This window comes from Pseudalgibacter alginicilyticus, from assembly GCF_001310225.1.
Classification (GTDB): Bacteria; Bacteroidota; Bacteroidia; order Flavobacteriales; family Flavobacteriaceae; genus Pseudalgibacter; species Pseudalgibacter alginicilyticus.
Genome location: NZ_CP012898.1, coordinates 1,881,716 through 1,901,949, shown reverse-complemented (window position 1 = coordinate 1,901,949; position 20,234 = coordinate 1,881,716). Strand labels below are relative to the sequence as shown.

16 protein-coding genes are annotated in these 20,234 nt (G+C 32.7%); 8 read left to right on the top strand and 8 right to left on the bottom strand.

Going from position 1 to position 20,234, the window contains the following annotated elements; genetic code table 11:
- Positions 1-114: 114 nt before the first annotated feature.
- From ccoG to APS56_RS07865, 6 genes are all read right to left on the bottom strand, one after another.
- On the bottom strand, positions 115-1,539 hold the full coding sequence (gene ccoG / locus APS56_RS07890; RefSeq protein ID WP_054726958.1) for a cytochrome c oxidase accessory protein CcoG: 1,425 nt from the start codon (positions 1,537-1,539) through the stop codon (positions 115-117).
- 16 nt (positions 1,540-1,555) lie between these two features.
- Positions 1,556-2,452 carry a cbb3-type cytochrome c oxidase N-terminal domain-containing protein gene (locus tag APS56_RS07885; RefSeq protein WP_054726955.1) on the bottom strand — a complete coding sequence of 299 codons (897 nt, stop codon included), beginning with the start codon at positions 2,450-2,452 and terminating at the stop codon, positions 1,556-1,558.
- The gene (locus tag APS56_RS17160) at positions 2,440-2,634 is read right to left on the bottom strand and encodes a cytochrome c oxidase subunit IV (protein ID WP_054726953.1); all 195 of its coding nucleotides are present in this window, start codon (positions 2,632-2,634) and stop codon (positions 2,440-2,442) included. The genes APS56_RS07885 and APS56_RS17160 overlap by 13 nt, the downstream gene beginning before the upstream one ends.
- 17 nt (positions 2,635-2,651) lie before the next feature.
- Positions 2,652-4,844 (bottom strand): cytochrome-c oxidase, cbb3-type subunit I, encoded by a 2,193-nt coding sequence (gene ccoN, locus APS56_RS07875; protein ID WP_054726951.1) that lies wholly within the window; start codon positions 4,842-4,844, stop codon positions 2,652-2,654.
- A gap of 7 nt (positions 4,845-4,851) precedes the next feature.
- Positions 4,852-5,040, bottom strand: coding sequence for a cbb3-type cytochrome oxidase assembly protein CcoS (gene ccoS, locus APS56_RS07870; RefSeq protein ID WP_054726946.1), 189 nt, complete (start codon positions 5,038-5,040; stop codon positions 4,852-4,854).
- Positions 5,041-5,120: 80 nt separating this feature from the next.
- Positions 5,121-7,496, bottom strand: coding sequence for a heavy metal translocating P-type ATPase (locus APS56_RS07865; protein WP_054726944.1), 2,376 nt, complete (start codon positions 7,494-7,496; stop codon positions 5,121-5,123).
- Positions 7,497-7,653: 157 nt separating this feature from the next.
- Here APS56_RS07865 and APS56_RS07860 point away from each other — a divergent pair, with 157 nt between their 5' ends.
- The 8 genes from APS56_RS07860 to APS56_RS07825 all read left to right on the top strand — a co-directional run bounded on the left by APS56_RS07860 (position 7,654) and on the right by APS56_RS07825 (position 17,988).
- Positions 7,654-8,901 carry a PAS domain-containing sensor histidine kinase gene (locus tag APS56_RS07860; protein ID WP_054726942.1) on the top strand — a complete coding sequence of 416 codons (1,248 nt, stop codon included), beginning with the start codon at positions 7,654-7,656 and terminating at the stop codon, positions 8,899-8,901.
- Positions 8,894-9,952 carry a response regulator gene (locus APS56_RS07855; protein WP_054726939.1) on the top strand — a complete coding sequence of 353 codons (1,059 nt, stop codon included), beginning with the start codon at positions 8,894-8,896 and terminating at the stop codon, positions 9,950-9,952. Before APS56_RS07860 ends, APS56_RS07855 begins: the two co-directional genes overlap by 8 nt.
- A gap of 74 nt (positions 9,953-10,026) precedes the next feature.
- On the top strand, positions 10,027-10,866 hold the full coding sequence (locus APS56_RS07850) for a universal stress protein (RefSeq protein ID WP_054726936.1): 840 nt from the start codon (positions 10,027-10,029) through the stop codon (positions 10,864-10,866).
- A gap of 64 nt (positions 10,867-10,930) precedes the next feature.
- Positions 10,931-11,608 carry a Crp/Fnr family transcriptional regulator gene (locus APS56_RS07845; RefSeq protein ID WP_054726934.1) on the top strand — a complete coding sequence of 226 codons (678 nt, stop codon included), beginning with the start codon at positions 10,931-10,933 and terminating at the stop codon, positions 11,606-11,608.
- A gap of 91 nt (positions 11,609-11,699) precedes the next feature.
- Positions 11,700-12,827 carry a vWA domain-containing protein gene (locus APS56_RS07840; protein ID WP_054726931.1) on the top strand — a complete coding sequence of 376 codons (1,128 nt, stop codon included), beginning with the start codon at positions 11,700-11,702 and terminating at the stop codon, positions 12,825-12,827.
- A 105-nt stretch (positions 12,828-12,932) separates the two neighbouring features.
- Positions 12,933-14,393 carry a hypothetical protein gene (locus APS56_RS07835; RefSeq protein ID WP_054726929.1) on the top strand — a complete coding sequence of 487 codons (1,461 nt, stop codon included), beginning with the start codon at positions 12,933-12,935 and terminating at the stop codon, positions 14,391-14,393.
- Between the two features lie 217 nt (positions 14,394-14,610).
- Positions 14,611-16,695, top strand: a complete 2,085-nt coding sequence (locus APS56_RS07830; RefSeq protein ID WP_054726926.1) for an HAD-IIB family hydrolase — start codon at positions 14,611-14,613, stop codon at positions 16,693-16,695.
- 15 nt (positions 16,696-16,710) lie between these two features.
- Positions 16,711-17,988, top strand: a complete 1,278-nt coding sequence (locus tag APS56_RS07825; RefSeq protein WP_054726923.1) for a glycosyltransferase — start codon at positions 16,711-16,713, stop codon at positions 17,986-17,988.
- Position 17,989: 1 nt separating this feature from the next.
- Here APS56_RS07825 and APS56_RS07820 read toward each other — a convergent pair whose 3' ends face one another.
- Positions 17,990-18,562, bottom strand: a complete 573-nt coding sequence (locus APS56_RS07820; protein ID WP_054726920.1) for a YdeI/OmpD-associated family protein — start codon at positions 18,560-18,562, stop codon at positions 17,990-17,992.
- A gap of 5 nt (positions 18,563-18,567) precedes the next feature.
- Positions 18,568-20,211 (bottom strand): M1 family metallopeptidase, encoded by a 1,644-nt coding sequence (locus tag APS56_RS07815; protein WP_054726917.1) that lies wholly within the window; start codon positions 20,209-20,211, stop codon positions 18,568-18,570.
- Between the last annotated feature and the right edge of the window lie 23 nt (positions 20,212-20,234).

The following is a 20,234-nucleotide window of genomic DNA, read 5'->3' as shown; positions in this document are numbered from 1 at the left end:
GGCGGGCTTTCAGCATTCCCTCGTTTCAAGGAGTTCTAATAATGCTTTAATCCCTAATGCACCTTTCTTAACTTCTATTCCCTTTAGTTTGCTCTGTAAATTAGCTAACAAAAACTATTTATAACTCCTCGGACCTAAAAAATTAGCCGTAGTCGTTTCAATTAACCTATCACCAGAATATACACCAATCTTAATATTATTTCTATCACCAGATAAAGCTGAATTATTAATTTCAACAAATAAGGTGCCCTTTGCAATACCTTGATTAGGAACGATAAAACTATCCTGGGTTGCAACCAATTTTAATGTGCCGTTGTGAGACATTAATTTAAAATAGACATCATGAATATCATTACTGGTTTTATTTACTAATTTATAGGTAAATACATTACTAATTATATTGTTGTCTTTGTGTTCATACAATTGACCAGGCAGTCTTAATACAGTTGCCTCTACATCATTCCTTAAAAAAAGCATACCAGTTAGTAAACCAATCATAATGGTTAAAACTGCAACATATCCTTTCATTCTAGCGGTTAACTTAAACGGTGCTTTTTTTTCAATATTTTCTTCACTTGCATACCGAATTAAGCCTTTAGGTAAATTAATGCTTTCCATAATATGATCACATTCATCAATACAAGCCGTGCAGTTAACACATTCTAATTGTGTACCATTTCTAATATCTATACCCGTTGGACAAACATTTACACATTGAAAGCAATCAATACAATCGCCATAACCTAAGTCGTTTCTATCTTCATTTTTTTTGAATTTTTTTCTACCATTTTTAGATTCTCCACGTTTATGGTCATAAGCTACAACAATTGATTTGGTATCTAATAAAGCCCCTTGTAGCCTACCATAAGGGCAAGCAATAATACATACTTGTTCTCTGAACCAAGCAAATACAAAATAAAAAACGGCTGTAAATATTAGTAAAGAGATTAGGGTGCTTATATGGCTTAACGGGCCTTCTGATATGTATTGAATTAGCCTGTCACTACCAACTAAATAGGCTAAAAATATATTGGCAATTAAGAATGAAATAATGATAAAAATAAGTGCTTTTAAGCTTTTTTTTCTAATTTTTTCAGCGTTCCAAGGTTGTTTTGCTAAACGCATTTGCTTGCCTCTGTCTCCCTCAATCCAATATTCAATACGTCTAAAAACCATTTCCATAAAAATGGTTTGTGGGCAAATCCAACCGCAAAAAATTCTACCAAAAGCTACGGTAAAAAGCGCAATAAAAATCACGCCGATAATCATTGATATTACAAATAAATGAAAATCTTGCGGCCAAAACGGAAATCCGAAAATGTTAAACCGACGTTCCAGTACATTGAACATTAAAAACTGATTGCCATTTATTTTAATAAATGGCGCCAAAAAAAGAAACGCTAATAAAAAGTAGCTTACCCATTTGCGATAGCTGTAAAACTTACCATTAGGTTTTTTAGGAAACACCCAAGCGCGTTTACCATCTTTGGTAACCGTGCTTATGGAGTCTCTGTATGATTCGTTTTTTGGAGTTTCCAAAATGTTTTTTTAGTAATTATTCTGTGGGTGTTTCGGTAGTCTCACTTTCCCAAATATCACCTTCAGGAGCCTTGGGGTTTGCAGGTGTAGTACCTTGTAAGCTTAAAACGTAGCTAGAAACTTGTGCTATTTCTATAGGTTTTAATTGTGATTTCCATGCAATCATACCTTTCCCAGAACGACCACCTTCAGAAACCGTTTTAAATACACTTTTAATATCACCACCTAAAATCCAATGCTTATCGGTTAAATTTGGACCAATACCGCCACCGCCATCTGCCATGTGACAAGCTATACACATACTTTCAAAAACAGCTTTTCCAGCACTTAAATCTGACGCATCAGACAATAGTGTTACGGTGTTAATATCAACTAAATTTTTAGCTGTTTTTTTGTAGGCTTCTACGGCAGTTTTTGCTTCTGCCAATTCTATTTCAAACTCATCAATTTGGTTGTCGCCATCAAAAATATGGTATCTTGCTAAATAAATAGCTGCAAAAATAATGGAGATATAAAAAGCATAAATCCACCATGGTGGTAAGTCGTTATCTAACTCTTTAATACCATCATAATTATGATCTAAAATAATTTCACTTTCCTTTTCAATAGGTTTTTGGCCTAAAAGTTTATTGTAGGTTTTTTTTAACCAAGTGAACTGAAAGGAGTTTTCTTTTTCGGCTAAAAAGCGTGCTTTTGCTTCACCTTCTAATTTGTGTAACATGACATTTTCCAGTGCGGCAATAATAGCTTCAATAGCTATTAGTATTAAAAGTACTAGCAAAAGAAATAATAATACAGCAGGATATTCTATAAAAGCAGGTTTGCTTCCAGAATCGATAAAGAATTCAACAGCACCTAAAATAATTAAAAATACTACGGGTACTCTTACCCAAGATGGGATTAAATTTCGCATGATATATCGTCGTTTTGGTTGTCTAAAGGAAGGTTGCTAACTGTTTTTATGTAATCTTTTTTAGCGGTAAATACCCATAAAAATAGGATAGCAAAAAAGATAAAAAAGATGAGCAGAGAAATGATAGGATAGATTTCTATTCCAGCAATGGTTTCCATATGACCTTTTATATATTTTAACATCGTTTCTTTTTTTTGGGTTATTGTTGTTCAGATTTTACTGAAATATCAGTCCCTAAGCGTTGTAAATAAGCAATAAGAGCTACAATTTCTCTGTTTTTCATTTCAATGAAATCTTCACCATTTTCAGCAGCATATTTTTTATCTGCTTCGTATGTGTTTGCAAAATCAGGATCCGTGTATAGATTTTGCTCTATTTGAGCACCTTGAGCTAACATGTTGGCTTGTGCATTTGCAATATCTTCTTCAGTATACGGTACGCCTAATTTTATCATAACTTCCATTTTTTTCTCAGTCATGGATTTGTCTAATTCGCTACTTTTACCAGTAATTAACCATGGGTAACGTGGCATGATAGAACCTGATGAGGTACTTTGCGGATCGTACATATGATTAAAATGCCAATTATCAGAATATTTTTTACCTAACCTATGTAAATCTGGACCTGTACGTTTGCTTCCCCAAAGAAATGGATGATCGTAAACATATTCGCCTGCTTTGGAGTATTCGCCATAACGTTCTACTTCGTGTCTAAACGGTCGAATCATTTGCGAGTGACAGCCAACACAGCCTTCGCGTATGTAAATATCGCGTCCCTCTAATTCTAAGGGCGTATAAGGTTTAACACTTGCTATGGTTGGAATATTAGATTCAATCATTATAGTTGGTACAATTTGAATTATACCACCAATTAAAATGGCAATTGTAGCTCCAATCGTTAATTGAATAGGTTTGCGCTCTAACCAAGTATGCCAGCCTTCTCCGGCAGTACGGTGTTTTGATACACGTTCTAAAGCAGCAGCTTCGGCAAGTTCATCTTCTACAGGGCTACCTTGTTTTACAGTCATTATAATGTTATAAATCAAAACAAACATTCCTGTAAGGTATAGGGTTCCGCCTATGGCACGCATCCAATACATTGGCATAATTTCAGTAACGGTTTCTAAGAAATTACCATAAACCAAAGTGCCATCAGGGTTAAATTGTTGCCACATAGAATACTGTGTGAATCCAGCAACATACAACGGTAACGCATACATGATGATACCTAGTGTGCCTATCCAAAAATGAAGGTTTGCTAATCCAATAGAGAATAATTTTGTTTTGAATAATTTAGGTACCAAGTAATAAATCATTCCAAAGGTTAAAAAACCGTTCCAAGCTAAGGCGCCTACATGCACATGCGCTATAATCCAATCAGTAAAATGTGCAACTGCATTAACACTTTTAAGTGAAAGCATTGGGCCTTCAAAAGTTGCCATACCGTAGCCGGTGATTGCTACCACCATAAACTTTAAAACAGGGTCTGTTCGTACCTTATCCCACGCGCCTCGAAGTGTTAATAATCCGTTTATCATACCTCCCCAAGAAGGCATTAATAACATGATTGAGAAGGCAACTCCTAAGTTTTGAGCCCATTCAGGTAAGGCTGTATATAATAAATGGTGAGGACCTGCCCAGATATAAATAAATATTAAAGACCAGAAGTGAACAATTGATAGTCGGTATGAATATACAGGTCTATTAGCTGCTTTAGGGACAAAATAGTACATTAAACCTAAGAACGGTGTGGTGAGGAAAAATGCAACAGCATTATGACCATACCACCATTGTACCAGAGCATCTTGTACACCTGCGTAAACAGAGTAGCTTTTTAAAGCGCTAACGGGTAATTCTAAACTATTAAAAATATGAAGTACAGCAACGGTTACAAATGTGGCAATATAAAACCAGAGTGCTACATATAAATGACGTTGACGACGTTTTAATATGGTAGCTATTAAATTCCATCCAAATACGACCCAAACTGCAGCAATGGCAATATCAATAGGCCATTCTAATTCCGCATACTCTTTTGAGCTTGTGTAGCCTAAAGGAAGCGTAATGGCAGCCGCAACAATAATAAGTTGCCAACCCCAAAAGTTTATTTTACTTAAAATATCGCTTGCCATTCTGGCTTTTAATAACCGTTGTGAAGAGTAATAAACTCCAGCAAAAATAGCATTACCCACAAAAGCAAAAATAACAGCATTGGTGTGTAAAGGTCTTAATCTGCCAAAGCTTAACCAGGAAATACCATCAGTTAAGTTAGGGAATAAAAACATAAAAGCCAGTAGTAAACCTACTAACATACCTACAATACCCCAAAACATAGTGGCGTAAAGAAAGTTTTTAACGATTTTGTTATCGTAATGAAATTGTTGCATTTCCATAATGTAATTATTGTTCTTTTTTGGTTAGTATCGTTTTGTTAGTTTTTTCTTTGATAAGTTCATCTTCAAAAAGCATGCGTACAGATGGTGTATAGCTATCATCATACTGTCCACTTTTAACAGCAATAATAAAGGCTATAAAAAAGCCAACTGCTACAATAATACTTATAGCAAGTAAAATATATATAACGCTCATACCTATTTGAAGTTACGGTTCAAAAGTAATTTTATGGTTGTTTTCAAAACATGACAAATGTCATGTTTTCTTATTTGTAATCATTCTAATCTCTTTCCTAAAATATTTGTCGTAATAGTGGTAAATACCACTATGCTGATAGAACTTAAAGGCATTAAAATAGCAGCAACTACGGGGGCTAACTGCCCTGTGACTGCAAAATAAAGCCCAATGCAATTATATACAAAAGATAAAGCAAAACTCCACTTAATAATTTTTATAGCTGATTTAGACGCTTTTATAAAATGGTATAACTTATTGAATTTGGAGGCATCTAAAATAGCATCACATGCAGGAGAAAACACATTAACGTTTTCTGAAATAGCAATACCTATATTGCTTTGAGCAAGAGCTCCAGCATCATTCAATCCATCGCCAATCATTAAAACTTTGGCACCCGAGTTTTGGTGATGTTTAATATATTCCAATTTATCTTCTGGCTTTTGATTGAAAAATAGTTTGGTTTTGGCAGGTAACAATTTAGTTAAATTTTCCTTTTCACCTGCATTATCACCTGATAAAATTACTAAATCATACTCTTTTTTTAGCTTATTAAAGAGTTTAGATAGTCCTTTTCTATACTTATTATAAAAGGTGAATTTGCCTTTGTACTTATTGTTGGTGCTTACATGAATACTTGTGTTTAAAGTAGCTGATTCTGCATCATGACCAACATAAGTTGCTGAACCAATTTTGATAGAATCTAGCGAACGTTGTGCTTGGATTCCTTTGCCAATATGTTCTTCATATCTATCTAAAGTTACAATTTGATGTTCATTTAAAAGTGAGTATAATGAACGACTCAATGGATGATTGGAGTTTCTAAGCGTACTTTTTAGAAAAGCTTCTTCTTCATGAGAGAACTGAGAGCCTTCATATTTTATAGTTGTTTCTGTGTTGGAGGTTATTGTTCCAGTTTTATCAAAAATGATGGTATCAATAGCTGCTAATTGTTCAATAACTGAAGCATTTTTTGCATAAAATTTTAGTTTGCCAAATATCCTTAATAGATTACCAAGGGTAAACGGAGCCGCTAAAGCAATGGCACAAGGGCAAGCAATAATAAGTACCGCTGTAAAAACATTTAGTGCTTTTGTGGCATCCATAAAAAGCCAATATGCAGTGGCTATAAAGGCAATGCAGAGTATGGTAACGGTAAACTTTTTACTAATTTTATTCGTTAGCGTTGTAAAACTATCTTCTTTGTTTTTATTGAATACATCGTTGCTCCACAGTTGGGTTAGGTAACTTTGTTCTACTGTTTTTATTACATCCACCTCAATACTGCCCTCCAACTGTTTGCCTCCAGCAAATAATTTATCCCCAGATTTTTTTGAAATAGCCTCTGATTCTCCTGTAACAAAACTATAATCTATTCGAGCATTTCCTTTTATTAAAATGCAATCAACAGGAATGAGTTCTTCGTTTCTAATTAAAAGTCTATCCCCTTTTTTAATATCATAAACCTGAATGGATTCTTCCAATGAATTAGATGTGATTTTAGTAATCCCAATAGGGAAATAAGATTTATAATCCCGTTCAAACGATAAGAAATTGTATGTTTTCTGTTGAAAAAATTTTCCAAGTAATAAAAAGAAAATCAGACCAGACAAGCTATCAAAAAAACCAGAGCCAATATCAAAAACAATTTCAACTGTACTTCTTAAAAATAAAACAGCGGCACCTAAAGCAATTGGTACATCAATGTTTAAAATTTTAGAACGCAATCCTTTAAAGGCTGAAATAAAATAATCTTGAGCCGAATAAAAAATAACAGGAAGGGAAAAAACAAACATGAGCCATCTAAACAAGTATTTATACTGTTCAAGCCAGAATTCGTTAGATTGAAAATATTCTGGAAACGACAAAAACATGATGTTTCCAAAAGCAAATCCCGCAATACCTAATTTATATATAAGCGACCTGTCTGTGTGTTTTTTGCCAACACTATAATCATCTAAACTTATAAAAGGTTCGTAGCCTATACGGCTTAATAATTTAACGAGTTCTTTTAAAGATAAATTTTCACTGTTGTAAGTAATACGTACAGTTTTTTTTCCAAAATTAACAATAGATGCACTTACTGATGGATGTAATTTGTTTAAGTTTTCAAGAATCCAAATACAAGAACTGCAGTGGATGTGTGGAATATATAATGTAACAATTTGCGTTTTATCATCATTAAACTCCAATAATTGCTCTACTATTTTGGCATTATCCAAAAAATTGTATTTGCCTTCAACTTCTTTTGGGGTAGCGCCTGGAGCTTCTTGTAAATCGTAATAGCAAGTTAAATTATTTGCAGAAAATATTTCGTAAACGGTTTTACAACCGTTACAACAAAATGATTTTTCATCATACACAATACGAGACGATGAAGCATCTAAACCACAATGAAAACATGTGTTATTGCTCATTTTTATTTGCTCTTTTATACCTTGTGCAAAAGTTAGAAATGATATAGGCTTTAAATATGATATTTGTCATGTTTTATATATTTTTACAAAACATTTATTTTTGAATAAACTTAGCTCAGATGTAAGTCTTAATGCTAAAAATATGTAAGCAAATATAATGATAGGAAGTGATAAAGAAATATTTAATGTGCTTTTTGAAGCTGTTTCAGAAGGTGTTATAGTAGTTAATGCACAACAAAAAATTGTTTCTACAAATCTTTCAGCAGAAAAAATGTTTGGTTACAATAAAGATGAATTGCTAAATCAGCCTTTAGAAATATTAATTCCTCAAGAGTATAAAGCTAATCATGGGGAGCATGTTTCAGGTTTTATGAAAGACAAATCAAGCAGGCAAATGGGGCAAGGTCGTGATTTGTATGGAGCTAGAAAAGATGGTAGTACATTTCCTGTTGAGGCTGGTTTAAATCCATTAAATATTGATGAAGGTTCTTTTGTAATGGCATTAGTTATTGATATTTCAATACGAAAAAAACAAGAACTAGAGTTACATGAGTTAAATTCTCAGTTAGAAAAAAAAGTAGAAGCCCGTACCAATGAGCTAAGTAATACAGTAAAAGAACTAAAAACTGTAAATGTAGAACGCGATGCAGAAATAAAAAAACGAATTGAAGCTCAAAATAAAATTAGTAACGCACTAAAAAAAGAAAAAGAACTGAATGAGTTAAAAACAAAATTTTTGTCGCTTGTATCTCATGAATTTAAAACACCTTTAAGTGGAATTTTAACTTCGGCTATGTTGTTGGGAAAGTATAAATTAACTGAGCAACAAGAGAAACGGGATAGGCATATAAAAACAATTTCAGATAAGGTACACTACTTAAATAATATATTAAATGACTTTTTGTCAATTGAGAAATTAGAAACAGGAAAAATTAATTATAATTTAAGCACCTTTAAGTTGAGTAAAGTAGTTAATGAAGTGGTGTATAATTCTAATATGCTTTTAAAGCAAGGTCAGAAGATTAATTATCCAGAAAACATTGATGGTATATCATTATACCAAGATGAAAAAACAGTTGAGTTAGCGTTATCCAATTTGGTTCATAATGCTATTAAATATTCTTCTGAAAATTCCTTAATAGATATTTTGATAACACAAGATGAGGAGCATACTGTTTTTAAAATTTCAGATAACGGAATAGGTATTCCTGTTAAAGATCAAAAAAGAATATTTAACCGTTATTTTAGAGCAGAAAACGCTTTACTTACTCAAGGAACCGGGATTGGATTGAATATTGTAAAAAGTCATTTGGAAAATTTGGGAGGAACTATAGATTTTGTAAGCGAGGAAAATAAAGGAAGTACATTTACAATTACATTAAAAAATAAAGTTAATAATGAATAAAGTACTATTAATTGAAGATGATGTTATTCTAAGAGAAAATACAGCAGAATTATTAGAATTGTCTCATTATGATGTTATAACCGCTCCTAACGGAAAAGTGGGTATTGAAATGGCAAAAAACAACTTGCCAGATATTGTAGTTTGTGATATTATGATGCCTTTATTAGATGGTTATGGCGTTTTGGAAGCTCTTGCTGAGAATAGTAATACAAAGCATATTCCTTTTATATTTTTGTCTGCAAAAACGGAGCGTAAAGATGTTAGGAAAGGTATGGATTTAGGTGCAGATGACTATATTACAAAACCTTTTGAAGAAGATGAATTGATAAGTGCAATAGAAAGTAGACTTGCTAAGGCATCTATTTTAAAAGATAAAAATACAATTGTAGAAGCGGAGAAGCCCGTATCAACTGATAATGATGAAATAAGAACACTTAATGATCTTAAAAATTTCTTTGAAGATAATGGAGAAGAAATAAGCTATTCTCAAGGTGATTTAGTTTACGAAGAAGGCAAAAACTCGAATAATATATACTTGATATCAAAAGGGTTAGTAAAGTGCCATAAATTAGACGAGCAAGGAAAAAGCCTGACTACGGCTGTATATAAAGAAGATGATTTATTTGGATATACCTCATTTACACAAAATACTACGTATCAAGAAACGGCAACAGCTATTCAAGAAACTACATTAATTAGCTTATCTAAAAGTGAACTTAAAAATATACTCACCAGCAATCATAATATTACTTTAGAACTTATTCAGCTTTTATCAGAAGATCTTACAGGTGTAAAAGATCAATTATTGCAAATGGCGTATAGCTCAGTAAAAAAACGAGCAGCAACCACCATTTTAATGTTTGCCGAAAAACTCAACAAAAAACCAGAAGAAGCTATTCGTATTTCTAGAAACGATTTAGCAAGTGTAGCAGGCATAGCCATTGAAAGTTTAATCAGAGCATTATCTGGTTTTAAAGACATGGGTATTATTGAAATTGAAGGGCGAAATATTAAAATATTAGATTTAAATCAACTAAAAAGTATTCATTGATTAACGGCTAAGTATGATTTTGGTCATATTTCAGTAATTCTCATGCTTTTACCTTTGTACCCAACAAGCAAAGCATGATGAACGTATTAATTCCCACCGACTTTTCGCAAAATGCATGGAATGCAATTGAATACGCATGCGATTTTTTTAGTAATTCGCCATGTAACTTTTATTTATTGCATATAAATACCCCTAACACTTCAGTAAAACCTGAAGCTACTAATGATATAGAAGGAGATTTAGGACTGGATGTATTGGTAAAGTCACCAAAAAAACGATTGCAAGAAACATTGCAGCGTATAAATAAATCTTTACCACTAAATGGTAACCAGCGGTTTTTTACAATAACGGATCAAGGGTATATGATAGATTCAATTAGAAGACAAGTTGTTGATAAGAAGATTGATTTTATAGCCATGGGAACTAAAGGGGCATCTGGGTATAAAAAAAATAATATTGGAACAAATACAGGAAACGTCATAACAAAAGTTATGTGTAATACGTTGGTAATTCCTGAAAACGCTAAATATACCAAGCTAAGTGAAATTGCTTTTCCAACTGATTTTCATTTTTTCTACCTAACCGAAACACTAAAACCTTTTTCTGATATAATAAAAAGAAATAATTCTGCAACAAGAGTATTATATATCGATAAAAAAGGAGGTGAATTGAATAGTGACCAAAAAGCTAATAAAGAGTTCTTAGTTGACTATCTTAGTGAACATGAGCATAGTTTTCATTTTTTAGCCAATAAAAATATTGAAGAGGGTGTTGAGAATTTTGTTGAAATGAATAAGATTAATTTAATAACTATGTTGGCTAAAAATCTTAACTATTTTCAAAAAATTTTATTCCATCCAACAATGCCAAAGATAAGCTATTATACCAAAGTTCCTTTTTTAATACTACACTAAATTAATATCAAATTATATAGTTAGTTGTAGTATTTTAAATATTTTAAAATTATAAATATTCATTATGAGTAAGTGCGAGCAATGTATCATTAAACAATTTAACTCTCTTAAAACATTGAGTAAAGAAGAATTGGTACGTATTTCTAATTGTAAAATATCAAAAGTTATTAAAAAGGGAGCGGTTATTTTTGAAGAGGGTGAAATATTGGGTGGTGTTTATTGTGTTAGAGATGGTATTTGTAAGCTTACCAAACTCAGTTCAAATGGTAAAGATCAAATTGTTAAGATGGTTGTAAAGGGAGATTTATTGGGGCAACGTTCAGTGGTTACGGAAGAGCGATCAAATTTGCAAGCAACTGCTTTAAACGATATGGAAGTTTGTTTTATTCCAAAAAATGAAATATTAAAATACTTACACAAAAATCCTGAGTTTACGTTTGATGTACTTAAAAGTATGGCAAATGATTTAAGAGAAGCAGATGATATTATTGTAAATATGGCACAAAAGTCTGTTAGACAAAGATTAGCAGAAACCCTAATATATATTCACGATAGTTTTGGTGAAAATCCGGATGGTACTCTAAGTGTTTTACTATCTAGAGAAGATTTGGCTAATATAGTAGGCACTGCTACTGAATCTGCCATTAGAGTACTTTCACAATTTAAAAAAGAAGGCTTAATAGCTACAATAGGTAAACAGATAAAAATAAAGGATTTAGAAGGGTTAAAACGAGTAGAATAAATTCTTTATTAAAAAAATCATGTTGCATGATAGATAAATCCAATAGTTCCCCTATGGTTTATGTATAAAAATATAGTATTTTTATACAGCTATGATACATGATTTTACTTCAAGAAAAGGATTTGTTTTTAAAAAATATGAAGCACCTTTTCAATCTTCTTTTGAAAAACTTTTTGAAATTTTTAAAGAACTTATTACACATACTTCTGGTGATTTTGATGAGGCTATTGATTGGTTAAGACAGTTAGATGTAGAATATAAATTGACCACAGCAGAGTATACTATCGATGATTTTATTGAAGACCTAAAAAAGAAAGGGTATTTACGAGAAGAAAAGGATCCAGAAGGGAATGGTTCTTTAGCTATTACTGCTAAAACAGAGCGAGCCATTCGTCAACAAGCGTTAGATCATATTTTTGGAAAGATAAAACGAAGCGGACAAGGAAATCATAAAAGTAAAAGCCCTGGCGTTGGTGATGAACACACAGGCGATTTTAGAAACTACCAATTTGGTGATGCTCTAGATAAAGTGTCTATGACGGAGAGCTTGAAGAATGCTCAAATAAGTCATGGTATTGGAAATTTTACTCTATCTGAAGATGATTTGGTGGTTGAGGAAACACTTCATAAATCGCAAATGAGTACCGTTTTAATGATAGATATCAGCCATAGCATGATTCTATATGGTGAAGATAGAATTACACCTGCTAAAAAAGTAGCCATGGCATTAGCAGAACTCATTACAACTCGTTACCCAAAAGATACTTTAGATATATTAGTTTTTGGAAACGATGCCTGGCAAATTGAGATTAAAGACTTACCATATTTAAAAGTAGGCCCTTATCACACTAATACAGTGTCAGGCTTACAGTTGGCAATGGATTTACTGCGTAGAAAACGGAATACTAATAAACAAATTTTTATGATTACTGATGGAAAACCAAGCTGTTTGCGTTTACCCGATGGCGAATATTATAAAAATAGTAACGGCTTGGATAAACATATAGTAAATAAATGCTATATGATGGCACAACAAGCAAGAAAATTGCATATTCCTATAACCACTTTTATGATTGCTCAAGACCCTTACTTAATGCAATTTGTTAGAGAGTTTACTTTTGCTAATCAAGGGAAAGCCTTTTATACAGGTCTTAAAGGTTTAGGTGAAATGATTTTTGAAGATTATGAAACTAACAGAAAAAAAAGAATTAAAGGGTAGAATTCTTATTTGGGATGTCTTAAAGTAGGGGGGTAGATACGAAAAATTAATAAATTTTATAACCACAATAATACTCTCTTTTGTGAGGGTTTGCAAGAGTCAAATATGAAATACATAAAAACATTAGGCGAATTACAAAAATCTGGATATCAATCAAAATCTATAAAAGATGAATTACGAGATAATTTAATCGAGAAATTAAAAAATAAAGAAACTACTTTTGAAGGCGTTCATGGTTATGAAAACACCGTAATTCCTGAGTTAGAACGTGCTATATTATCGCGTCACAATGTTAATTTGTTAGGGTTACGCGGACAAGCAAAAACACGTTTAGCGAGGCTAATGTTAAATTTGTTAGATGAATATATCCCTTATGTTCAAGGTTCCGAAATAAATGACGACCCCTTAAATCCTATTTCAAGATACGCTCAAGAATTAATTAACAATGAAGGCGATAATACACCAATATCTTGGTTGCATCGAAGTGAGCGTTTTGCTGAAAAATTAGCAACACCAGATGTTACTGTTGCTGATATTATTGGAGACGTAGATCCTATTAAAGCAGCCAATTTAAAATTGAGCTATGCAGATGATAGAGTGATTCATTATGGTATGATTCCAAGAGCCAATCGATGTATTTTTGTAATTAATGAGTTGCCCGATTTACAAGCTAGAATTCAAGTAGCTTTATTTAATATTTTGCAAGAAGGCGATATTCAAATTAGAGGTTTTAAATTACGATTACCTTTAGATATTCAGTTTTTATTTACAGCAAACCCTGAAGATTATACCAATAGAGGAAGTATTGTAACGCCTTTAAAAGATAGAATTGGTTCTCAGATTTTAACTCATTATCCAGTTGATATTGAAACCGCAAGATTAATAACAGAACAGGAAGCTAAATTGGTTGAAAATCAAAAACAAACCGTTGAAGTTCCAGATTTGGCAAGAGATTTATTAGAGCAAATTGTTTTTGAAGCGCGCGAAAGTGAATTTATTGATGCAAAAAGCGGTGTAAGTGCACGACTAAGTATTACAGCTTTAGAAAATTTATTGAGTACGGCAGAACGGCGCACATTATTATCAGGTGATGCTGAAACTACGGTGCGTTTAAGTGATTTTGTAGGGATTATCCCTTCCATTACAGGAAAGGTGGAGTTAGTTTATGAAGGAGAACAGGAAGGTGCCGCAGCGGTAGCATATAATTTAATAGGTGAAGCAGTTAAAAGACTGTTTCCAGAATTTTTTCCTAAAATTGAAAAATTGAAAAAGCAAGAAGATGAAGGCGTGTATGATACAATAGTTTCTTGGTTTTTTAATCAGAAAGAAGGTTTTGAACTGTTGGATGATTTAAGAGATAAAGAGTATAAAAACTTGTTAGATGCTATTTCTCCATTAGATGATTTATTGGGGCAATATCAACCCAACTTATCCCAACAGGATAGTTATTTTGTAAAAGAATTTGTGCTTTGGGCTTTGGTAGAATATAAACAACTTAGTAAATTCCGGTTTACAGAAGGAACTCAATTTAAAGATCCTTATGGCAGTTTTATAAGCGGCATTTAAAAATATTTTAATTTTCATATTAATTGGTTTGGAGTAGATTAATTTGGAAATCTATATTTTAAGTTACTTTATTTTTTTGGTTTTTTAAAAATAATTTCCAAAACTCTTTAATGTAGGTTTTTGTACTCTTTTTACGTATATTAAGCAAATAATCGTGTTTTATTATTGGTTTTTATGAAAAACTAATAAAAAATGCTCAAAAAATATTTTTTTATATATGGATACAGATCTTGTAATGAAGAGGCCTATCAAACTTTTATCTTTTGATATAGATAATACCTTAATTGAATTTCATACTCTAAAAGGCAATTTTATTAAAGTGTGGAATACTTATAAAGCTCAAACAGATGTTTTACTCACTTATAATACTGGTCGCTTAATTGATGATGTTATCTCTTTAATTGATAATGGAGTCTTGCCCGAACCAGATTATATAATCTCTGGTGTAGGAACACATATTTATGACTATCCAAACAAATGTGTGGTAAAGGAGTTTAATGATATTCTTGATGATGGTTGGGATTTAAATGCTGTTGAAAATATTATTCAAAATATCAACCACCCTATAAGTGAGCAGCCTTCAAGATTTCAACATTCATATAAGCGAAGTTACTTTTTTCATAATGCCACAGAAGACCTAATAACGGAAATTGAACAAGACTTTATCAATGCTGATATGCATATTAATGTAGTTTACTCAGGAGAAAAATTTTTAGATATTCTCCCAAAATGGGCAAACAAAGGCAATGCTTTGCAATGGCTACTTAAAAAGCTTCAGTTAAAACCAGATGAGGTTGTAGTAGCTGGTGATAGTGGAAACGATTCTGCTATGTTTGATTTGGATGGCGTGAAAGGTATTGTTGTTGCTAATGCACATGAAGAGCTGTATAAGTTTACTAAATACAGGCAAATATATCATGCAGAAGGAGAATATGGTGATGGAGTTATTGAGGGATTAATTTATTATGGCATACTTCCAGAAGATATTAATATTGGAGTTGAAAGAGATCACACAGAAGACTTTTTTATTCAACAGGAATTAAACAATATTGCTGATGAAGATGAAGATGAAAAAATTGCTTTAATTAAAGAAGGTTATAAAAAAGCTATTGAAGCACTTAAAAAAAATATCACTCCTTTAGGATTTTCTGCTTGTTCTATTAAAGATAATGTTCCAAATGGTACGGATGAAAATTATCATAGTGTTTGGGCGAGAGATGGGGCCATTACACTTATTGGTTCGTTGCCACTAATTCGTGATGAAGAAATCCATAAATGTCAAAGGCAAACCTTAATCACTTTATTTGAGCATATTTCACGAAATGGACAAATTCCATCTAATGTACGTATAAAAGATAATGTGCCTGATTATTCAGGAGTAGGGGGAATCTGTTCTATTGATAGTGGAATATGGGTGGTTATTGCATTTTATGAATATATAAATGTAACTAAGGATATGAAGTTCTTACGCCAATATATTTCAGATATAAAGGAAACCATGCGTTGGTTAGGTGCACATGATAGTAATAATGATGCTCTATTAGAAATACCAGAAGCAGGAGATTGGACAGATTTATTTGGTGGAAGTTATAACATTCTTTATGATGAAATTCTTTGGTACAGAGCCAATGTATGTTTTGGTAGAATGTTGGAAATGTTGGGTGATTACGAAGAAGCTGGCGAATATATTAGATGGTCACAAGTTATTAAAAAAGAGATATTACAGAATTTTTGGCCTTCAACTCAGCAAAAATTATTTCAATCCGTATCCTTTGCTGAACGTCAGTTTACTTTAGGAGATACCTCCTATTTAATAGCGCAAACCACACCATTTGATTTTAGTTGGCGTTGTGATGTTTTTGGAAATGTTTTAGCTTTTTTACATGGAACTGTTGACGCTGAAAAAGCCCATAAAACATTTAAATTTATGTTAGGTTCTGGTGTTAATGACCCTTTTCCAGTATCCAATGTATATCCTGTGGTAACACCAGGCGATCCAGATTGGAAACCTTACTATACGGTAAATTTATTAAATATTCCTAACCATTATCACAACGGAGGTATATGGCCTTTTGTAGGTGGTTTTTGGGTGAAATATATTAACAAACTGGGGTTAAAAGATGTGGCTATTTCAGAGTTATATAAACTAGCCTTAATCAATAAAGAAGGTTTGGTAGAAGCTTGGGAATTTACAGAGTGGGCGCACGGTACTACAGGAAAAGCTATGGGGAAAGCATATCAAGCTTGGTCTGCTGCACAATATATTTCTGCCTGTCATGACTTAAAAATAATTAATAAATAACTAAAATATAAAATTATGAAATCGATTTTGATGATCTCTTTGCACGGATATGTAGGTGCACATGCCGAATTAGGAAAACCAGATACAGGAGGACAAGTAGTTTATGTTTTAGAATTAGCAGAGCGTTTTAGTAGATTAGGAAAACGTGTAGATTTAGTAACTCGTCAATTTGAAGACCAACCAGAATATGATGTGGTAGATGAAAACTATAGTGTTTGGCGCATTCCTTTTGGAGGTAAAAAATTTATTAGAAAAGAGGATATGCACGACCATTTAAAAAAGTTTGTTACCAACTGTTTGGCGGCTATCAAAAAAGAACGTAAAAAATATGATATCGTTTATACGCATTATTGGGATGCTGGTTGGGCTGGACAAAAGATTGCAGAAGAATTGGGTATTTCGCATGTGCATACACCGCACTCACTAGGATGGTGGAAACAACATACCATGGGGAGTGATATGGATGAAAAAGAAATGGAAAAAACCTACCGTTTTAAAGAGCGTATTAGAAAAGAATATTTTGTTTATCAAATGTGTAATTATGTCATTGCAACTACATTACCACAGGTAGATTTATTAACAAAACAGTATGATGTATTGCCTCGAAACTGTGGAATGATACCTCCAGGAATTGATGAAAACCGATTTTTTCCGGTGCCCTCTAAGGAAAATGATAAAATTCGAGCCAAGTATGATATTCAACCAACTGATATTTTAGCACTTGGTAGAATGGCGCATAACAAAGGTTATGATTTGCTTTTTCAAGCATTACCAACAGTTTTTCAATTATGCCCTGAAGCTCGCTTAGTGGCTGCAATTGGAGGTGATCATTCTGATCAAGATAATCAAGGTATTGATAAACTAAAAAAATTAGCTGAGGAGTTAGGGATTTCAGATAAAATTTCTTGGAAAAACTATATTGCTGATGAAGATTTAGCAAACGTTTATAGGTCTGCTAATATTTTTGTAATGCCTTCACGGTATGAGCCATTTGGAATGGTTGCCATTGAAGCGATGGCATGTGGAACACCAAGTATCATAACAGTTCATGGCGGATTGTGCGATTTGATAGATTTTGGTAATCAGGCTTTGTTTGCAGACCCACATCGTCCGGTAGAATTTGGAGCAATGATGGCTATGCCGCTTTTATATCCTAAATTACGGAATGAATTATCTGTTGAAGGTGCTCGCTTTGCACGTCGTAATTTTGGTTGGACTGGTATTGCAAAACGCATGTTAGAGGTTTTTAGAAGTTCTATTAATCAGCGTACTATGGAATCTAATATTTATTAAATTAGTAATTACCTTTAGATTTTATATTGTTAGCGCATAATTGAATAATTTCAGTTATGCGCTTTTTTCTGGTTAGGTCTCTTTTTGCCTGATTTAACCAGTACAAATAACTTTTTCTGTAAGAGGGAGCAAAGGCATGATAGTTTTTTAAAGCAATAGGGTTCTTGTCAAATTCTATTTGTAAATCTTCGGGAATGACCCCTTTTTCGACGGCGTCTATAGCAGTCCAACTCCCGTTTTGTTTAGCTGTTTTAATTTTATTTAAGCCGCTTTCATGCATTAAATTATCTTTTATTAACTGCCTGATATATTTTTTATTTATTGCGCTCCAGGTACTTTTTTCATTGCGAGGTGTAAAATATTGCCGGCGTTTGCCATTACCCAAGCTTTTTACTGTAGAATCAATCCATCCAAAACACAATGCTACTTTTACAGCTTCCTCCCATCTCATAGAGTTGTTTTCATGATTTACTTTATAGAAAATAAGGTAAATGCCAGTGGATTGTTTATGATTTTCTGCTAACCATTCATACCAATCTTTATAGTGTTCAAAATAAAGTTCTGCAAGTTCCAAATCGATTATAATTTTTTTGTTTGAACATAAAAATCATCATCAACTTTCAAAGAAGCATTTTTAGAATCTAAAGTTATTATCTGCCATTCTGCTTTTGGAAATAACCATTGTTCTTTTTCATTAATTGTTATTTGAAGGGGCATATCAAAATTATCAACAGTATTTGTCCATCGATATTTTAATTCTTTCTTATCAATTTTATATTCTAAAGTTGGGATTTTTACGGTTCTTAAATATTGATTAAAAAACTCGGTTAAATCAATGCCAGATTGCTCACTTATATAATCCTCAATTTGTTTTGTGGTAACTGTTTGATGATAAAATGTCGTGTTTAAACCACGTAAAATTTTACGCCATTTTTCATCATCATCAATAAGTTGACGTAAGGTATGCAACATATTGGCGCCTTTATAATACATGTCGCCAGAACCTTCATTATTTAGATGGTAGTTTCCGATAATAGGTTTGTCATTTCTGATGCTTTTTCTTGTTCCAATTACATAAGCGGCCGCTGCTTCTTTTCCGTAGTAATAGTCTAAAAACAAACTCTCAGAATAGGCTGTGAAACTTTCGTGAATCCACATGTCTGCAATATCTTTACTGGTAATGTTATTGGCAAACCATTCGTGCCCTGCTTCATGAATAATGATGAAATCAAATTTCAAACCCCATCCGGTACCCGAAATATCGCGTCCTAAATAACCTTTTTTGTATTGGTTGCCATAGGTTACAGAACTTTGGTGTTCCATACCTAAATAAGGCACTTCAACAAGTTTAAAGCTATCTCTGTAAAATGGGTATTGCCCAAACCAATGTTCAAAAGCTTTCATCATTTTGGGAGCATCTTTAAAATGTTCTTTGGCTTTTTCAAGATTATCTTTTAATACATAATAATCCATATCTAGGTTGCCACCTTGCCCATCATAAACCTCTGAAAAATTTACATAATCCCCAATATTAATATTAACGCCGTAATTGTTAATCGGGTTTTTTACAATCCAATGGAACGTTTTAGTATCACCAATTCGCTCAACAAGTCGAAGTCTTCCATTGGAAACATCCATTAAGTCTTTTGGTACGTTTACGCTTATAAGCATACTATCCACTTCATCGTACATGTGGTCTTTGCAGGGCCACCAAACACTGGCGCCTAACCCTTGATTTGATGTGGCAATAAAATGATTTCCATTGGTGTCTTTTTTCCATGAAAAACCGCCATCCCAAGGGGCGTTAATAGCTTCTTTTGGATGTCCTTCATAATATACATCAAGACTATTGATGTCATTTATATTTTGATTTTCTTCTAAATTTATAAAATGCGCATTGCCTTCATGGGTTACCGATAATTCTTTTCCGTTTTGAATCACTTTTGTTATTGTCATTGGCGATTGCAAATCTATTTGCATCACGGAATTGTTTTTTAGTACTTTATACTGAATGGTGTTTTTTCCTGAGATAAATTTTTCATCGGGATTGACTTTTACATCCAAATGATAATAGGTTAAATCCCACCATTCACGTTCAGGTGTAATGCTACCTCTTAGTGTGTCTTGTCTGGTGAAATGTTCTTTGTCTGAAAGTAATTGTGCCTGAATTTGAAAAACAGCAATCATTAACAAGATAATAAGTGCATAGAATTGATTCTTCATGAATTTATTTTTAACCAAAATAC

Excerpts from the sequence above, each read along its gene's own strand:
- APS56_RS07815 (WP_054726917.1), bottom strand. The coding sequence starts at position 20,211 with ATGAAGAATCAATTCTATGCACTTATTATCTTGTTAATGATTGCTGTT.
- APS56_RS07865 (WP_054726944.1), bottom strand. The coding sequence starts at position 7,496 with ATGAGCAATAACACATGTTTTCATTGTGGTTTAGATGCTTCATCGTCT.
- APS56_RS07885 (WP_054726955.1), bottom strand. The coding sequence starts at position 2,452 with ATGCGAAATTTAATCCCATCTTGGGTAAGAGTACCCGTAGTATTTTTA.
- APS56_RS07855 (WP_054726939.1), top strand. The coding sequence starts at position 8,894 with ATGAATAAAGTACTATTAATTGAAGATGATGTTATTCTAAGAGAAAAT.
- APS56_RS07830 (WP_054726926.1), top strand. The coding sequence starts at position 14,611 with ATGGATACAGATCTTGTAATGAAGAGGCCTATCAAACTTTTATCTTTT.
- ccoN (WP_054726951.1), bottom strand. The coding sequence starts at position 4,844 with ATGGAAATGCAACAATTTCATTACGATAACAAAATCGTTAAAAACTTT.
- APS56_RS07850 (WP_054726936.1), top strand. The coding sequence starts at position 10,027 with ATGATGAACGTATTAATTCCCACCGACTTTTCGCAAAATGCATGGAAT.
- APS56_RS07845 (WP_054726934.1), top strand. The coding sequence starts at position 10,931 with ATGAGTAAGTGCGAGCAATGTATCATTAAACAATTTAACTCTCTTAAA.
- ccoS (WP_054726946.1), bottom strand. The coding sequence starts at position 5,040 with ATGAGCGTTATATATATTTTACTTGCTATAAGTATTATTGTAGCAGTT.
- APS56_RS07860 (WP_054726942.1), top strand. The coding sequence starts at position 7,654 with ATGATAGGAAGTGATAAAGAAATATTTAATGTGCTTTTTGAAGCTGTT.
- APS56_RS07835 (WP_054726929.1), top strand. The coding sequence starts at position 12,933 with ATGAAATACATAAAAACATTAGGCGAATTACAAAAATCTGGATATCAA.
- APS56_RS07840 (WP_054726931.1), top strand. The coding sequence starts at position 11,700 with ATGATACATGATTTTACTTCAAGAAAAGGATTTGTTTTTAAAAAATAT.
- APS56_RS17160 (WP_054726953.1), bottom strand. The coding sequence starts at position 2,634 with ATGTTAAAATATATAAAAGGTCATATGGAAACCATTGCTGGAATAGAA.
- APS56_RS07825 (WP_054726923.1), top strand. The coding sequence starts at position 16,711 with ATGAAATCGATTTTGATGATCTCTTTGCACGGATATGTAGGTGCACAT.